Consider the following 4,208-nt stretch of genomic DNA (forward strand, 5'->3'; position numbering starts at 1 on the left):
GGGCCGCAGAACGGATGTATCGCGGGGTAACGGGTGTCGTGGGTCTCCAACGCCAAATCGAAAGCCTGGCCGAGATTTTGGGTGAGAAAGCGGAACGCGTCGACGCGGTGGGCGCCCGAGGGTGCGTTAGCGTCTTTGAAGACCTTTCCGCCCGCATCGCGGAGCTTCTCGCAGAAAGCGGCCCACGCCGTTTGCAGCGCGGCGTCGTCGGGGCCGTCACCGAAGGCCATTTCACGCACCCAACCTGTCGAGCATCGCTCCTACGACATCACATGCGCGCCGAGCCGATTCGAGCCGGCCCTCCTGGTCGATGCGTGGGCCGATCAGCTCCAGGTCGAATCCGTGGGTGTAGCCGGCGTCCAACGCCTGCCCGACCAGCGACTCGATCGGGATCGTGCCGTCGCCGGGCACCGCCCGGCCGGGCAGCGACCGGTCACCGAGCACGTAGTCGCTGAGCTGGATCAGCCGGGTGCGCGGCAACGCGCGTCGCACGTGCTCGTCGACATCGCCTTCGGCCCAGCAGTGGAACACGTCGATGCAGATGTCCAGCTCGCTCATCTCGGCCAGCGTGACGGTGTCCCGCAGCGTGTGGGCGAGATGAATGTCGGCGTAAAGGCTCGACGCGTTCTCGATCGCCAGCGCCACGCCCGACCGTTTGGCGTACACCGCGCACCGCGCGACCATCTCGCAGAACCGCTCGGCAGCTTGAGCCCAGCTCAGCGGACCCCGCCCGCCGGTGAGCAGGTAGACGGTGCCTGCGCCGACTGCGGCGGCCGCGTCGATCACCCGGTTGAGCGCGTCGCGGGCATCGTGGGGGTCGTTGGCCAATGCGCCCCCGGCGAACAGGTGGTACACGGCTTCGACGCTATAGCTGTTGTCTTTCAGCAGGTTTGAGAATTGCGGGTCGAGCAGCTGGCTGTCCAGAATGCTCAGCCGGGTCACCGCGAGGTCGGTCCAGTACTTCTGCAGGTCGGTCAGCGGGGCGCCGTAGAATGTGACGTTGTGCACCGACAGGCGCTCGTGGGTCACTGCTACCCTCGGTTTTCGATCTCGACGCCGAATCGCTCACGGAACGGCCGGAATTCCTCATGTAATGCGTCGAGGTCCTCGCCGATGTCGATGAGCAGCTGGGCGGAGTAGCGGAACTTGCCGTGCCGGTCGCCGCGGTTGTCGGTCAGGTAGGACCGCATCGCCGACTCAGCCCGCGCTGTCAGCTTGCGACCGCCGAATGCGTAGTACCGCCGTACAATCGCGACCTGATCGCCGATGAAGTCGGTGTAGCGGACGTGCAGGATCCGCGGATCGTCGACCATCGGGTTGCTCATCGTGTTGGCGATGCTGGCGCGAGTCAGCTCGAGGTGCAGCTTGGCCTCGGCGTGCAGATCGACCGGACCGAACATGCCTTCGGCGATGTCGGCCATCATCATCGTGCGCGACGCGGCTACCTGCACCGGGTCGCGGTGCAGCCAGACCAGCCTCGCGTCGGGGTACGTCGCGAACATCTCTTTGAGCCGGAAACCGTGAAAGCCTTTGAGTACCCAGTACTTTCGCGGGCGGCCATATTGCAGTTGCTGCAGCATGGCTTTGTGTAGCCAGTATTGTGCCGTGGCGTCGGTGGCCAGTCCACCGACCAGCGATTGCATCGGGACGCGCCACCACGCGGTCGGCGTCATCACCCGGAAATCGAACGCCCAAGTGCGTTCGTCTTCAGGCAGGCCGTCGCCGAGCATGTCGTTGTAGGGGTGGCTGTGCAGCCACTTGGGCATCTTGGCGTTAATTTCGCGCCAGTCGTCGTCGGCCCGTGCGCGTCGCGCGTCGTCCGACCCGGCCAGACCGGGTGGTGGCGACGGGTACATCACTTCCCAGAACCGCAGCGCCCGGGCGTCCGGATCGACGGACATCAACGCGTGCATCAGCGTTGTGCCCGAACGTGGTTCGCCGGTCACGAACATCGGCGCATCGATCACTTCGTCGGCGACGGGGTAGCGATTGCGGTCTTCGATGAATTCCAGCCGCGAGGTCAGCAGCCAGCGGCACACTTGGGCCGCCGCGGCGATTCCCGCGGCGTCCATGCCGAGGCTGTTGAGGTGATCGACGGCTACGGCGAATCGCTCCGCCAAGGTGGGGTCGGCGTAGTCGGTCAGGCCGGTGTCCGCTGTCGCGGAGGCCAGTAACTCGTCGGCGTCCAGTCCCGCGGTCATCGGAGGTCTCCGCACAATTGGAGCAGTTCGTCCTCGGCTGCACGAACATTGGCGGCCGAGGCCGCCGCGTAACCGAGGCCGGCCATCGCGCCGTAGTCGAGGATCTTGGGTACGCGTAAGCCCGCATCGACAAACGTCTTGATGATCTTGGCGACCTCCTTCGGCGTGCCATGTGGGACCACGGCGAGCAGCATCTCCGGTCGTGCCCCGGCCAGGAATTCGACGATCCGTTCGCGGGTGAGGATCGCGGGGTCGATGTCCTGGAACCCGCGCCAGTGGGCTCCCATTGGATGCTCGAAACCGAAGCCGGACAACGTCTCTGCGGACACCTGGAGTAGAAAGGCTTTCACCAGCGGCGCCTCCAGAATCTCGGCGAGCGCGGCGTCGTCTTGGCCGATCAAGCAGACCTGGATGAAACACGGCGTGATCGCCATCGGATCGCGGCCCGCGTGCTCGGCCGATGTCCTTACCGCCGAGAGCATCTCGGCGTAGTGCTCCGGCGTCCACGCGCCCGCTGGCCACCAGCCATCGGCATACCGGCCGGCGATATCGAGCATCCGCGGGCCGCTCGCCCCGATCCAGATCGGCGGCAGCCGGTCCTGGTATGGCTCGGTGTCGAGCCGGGCGTGATGCAGCCGGTAGAACTGTCCGTCGAAGTCGACCGGACCGTGGCTCTCCCAGAGCAGGCGGATCAACCGCAGCGCTTCCTCGAAGCGGGCGACGGGGCGGGCGAAGTCGAACCCGTACGGCAGGGTGTTCTCACTTTCGCCGCTGCCGAGACCGAGGATGAACCGGCCGCGAGCGACGTGGTCGATGGTCAGCGCGGTCTGGGCCAGCATCGCGGGGTGGCGGCGAACGGTGTCGACGACCGCGGAGACCAGCGGCACATTCTTCGTCAGCGCCGCGGCTGCGGCGGCCACCGCCAGGCCGTCGAGATGGCGATGCGGCGACGGCGACGCGGTTGCCAGGTCGGTGAATTCAGGCGTCCAGATCGAATCGGGCCAGAAGCTGACCATATGGTCGGGCAGCCAGATCGAGTGGTAGCGGCCGCCGTCCAGCTCGTCGAGCCGCGACAAGTCCAGGGGCAGGGTGGTTCGCAGGAATGCCGCGGGCTGAACCTTCATCGAGACATGATGCTAAGCACCTGCACAGCGCGGTGTCGACGAAATCGCTCAGAGGCGGGCACATCGGCACATCCCCGAGAAACGAAAGTGCGGTGAGATCGCGCACCCGCGACCTCACCGCACTTTCGTAACAGAAGGATTTAACCCTCGATGATGAACTCTTCAAGCTGCGTGCGCGCGACGTCGTCGGGCAGCTGCTGCGGCGGGCTCTTCATCAGGTACGCCGACGCCGGGATCACCGGGCCGCCGATGCCGCGGTCCTTGGCGATCTTCGCCGCACGCACCGCGTCGATGATGACGCCGGCCGAGTTCGGCGAGTCCCACACCTCGAGCTTGTACTCCAGGTTCAGCGGCACGTCACCGAACGCGCGGCCCTCGAGACGGACGTAGGCCCACTTGCGGTCGTCCAGCCAGCCGACGTGGTCGGACGGGCCGATGTGCACGTCCTTGGTTTTGAACTCGCGCTGCAGGTTCGATGTGACCGCCTGAGTCTTGGAGATCTTCTTGGACTCCAGCCGCTCGCGCTCGAGCATGTTGAGGAAGTCCATGTTGCCGCCGACGTTGAGCTGCATGGTGCGGTCGAGCTGCACGCCGCGGTCCTCGAACAGCTTGGCCATCACGCGGTGCGTGATCGTCGCACCGACCTGGCTCTTGATGTCGTCACCGACGATCGGCACGCCGGCGTCGGTGAACTTCTTGGCCCACACCGGGTCCGACGCGATGAACACCGGCAGCGCGTTGACGAACGCCACACCGGCGTCGATCGCGCACTGCGCGTAAAACTTGTCGGCCTCCTCGGAGCCCACCGGCAGGTAGGACACCAGCACGTCGACCTTGGCGTCGCGCAGCGCCTTGACCACGTCGACGGCCTCGGTGTCGGAGA

Annotated in this window: 4 protein-coding genes and 1 pseudogene; all 5 read right to left on the bottom strand. The window is 66.0% G+C overall.

Annotated features, from left to right (window positions below; genetic code table 11):
- Nucleotides 1-230, bottom strand: a pseudogene (locus VN856_RS23955) (hypothetical protein); the annotation flags it as partial.
- 1 nt (nucleotide 231) lies between these two features.
- Nucleotides 232-1,029: a sugar phosphate isomerase/epimerase family protein gene (locus VN856_RS23960; RefSeq protein ID WP_325693869.1), complete on the bottom strand. Its 798-nt coding sequence runs from the start codon at nucleotides 1,027-1,029 to the stop codon at nucleotides 232-234.
- Nucleotides 1,030-1,031: 2 nt separating this feature from the next.
- Nucleotides 1,032-2,201 carry a sulfotransferase gene (locus VN856_RS23965; protein ID WP_325693872.1) on the bottom strand — a complete coding sequence of 390 codons (1,170 nt, stop codon included), beginning with the start codon at nucleotides 2,199-2,201 and terminating at the stop codon, nucleotides 1,032-1,034.
- The gene (locus VN856_RS23970; protein ID WP_325693875.1) at nucleotides 2,198-3,325 is read right to left on the bottom strand and encodes an LLM class flavin-dependent oxidoreductase; all 1,128 of its coding nucleotides are present in this window, start codon (nucleotides 3,323-3,325) and stop codon (nucleotides 2,198-2,200) included. Before VN856_RS23970 ends, VN856_RS23965 begins: the two co-directional genes overlap by 4 nt.
- Before the next feature lie 140 nt (nucleotides 3,326-3,465).
- Nucleotides 3,466-4,208 (bottom strand): inositol-3-phosphate synthase (locus VN856_RS23975; protein WP_325693879.1); only part of this gene is annotated, 743 nt, incomplete at its 5' end.

The organism is Mycobacterium sp., assembly GCF_035603715.1.
Classification (GTDB): domain Bacteria; phylum Actinomycetota; class Actinomycetes; order Mycobacteriales; family Mycobacteriaceae; genus Mycobacterium.

What these genes read in the sequence shown, in the direction of transcription:
- VN856_RS23970 (WP_325693875.1), bottom strand. Translation starts at nt 3,325, where the DNA reads ATGAAGGTTCAGCCCGCGGCATTCCTGCGAACCACCCTGCCCCTGGAC.
- VN856_RS23965 (WP_325693872.1), bottom strand. Translation starts at nt 2,201, where the DNA reads ATGACCGCGGGACTGGACGCCGACGAGTTACTGGCCTCCGCGACAGCG.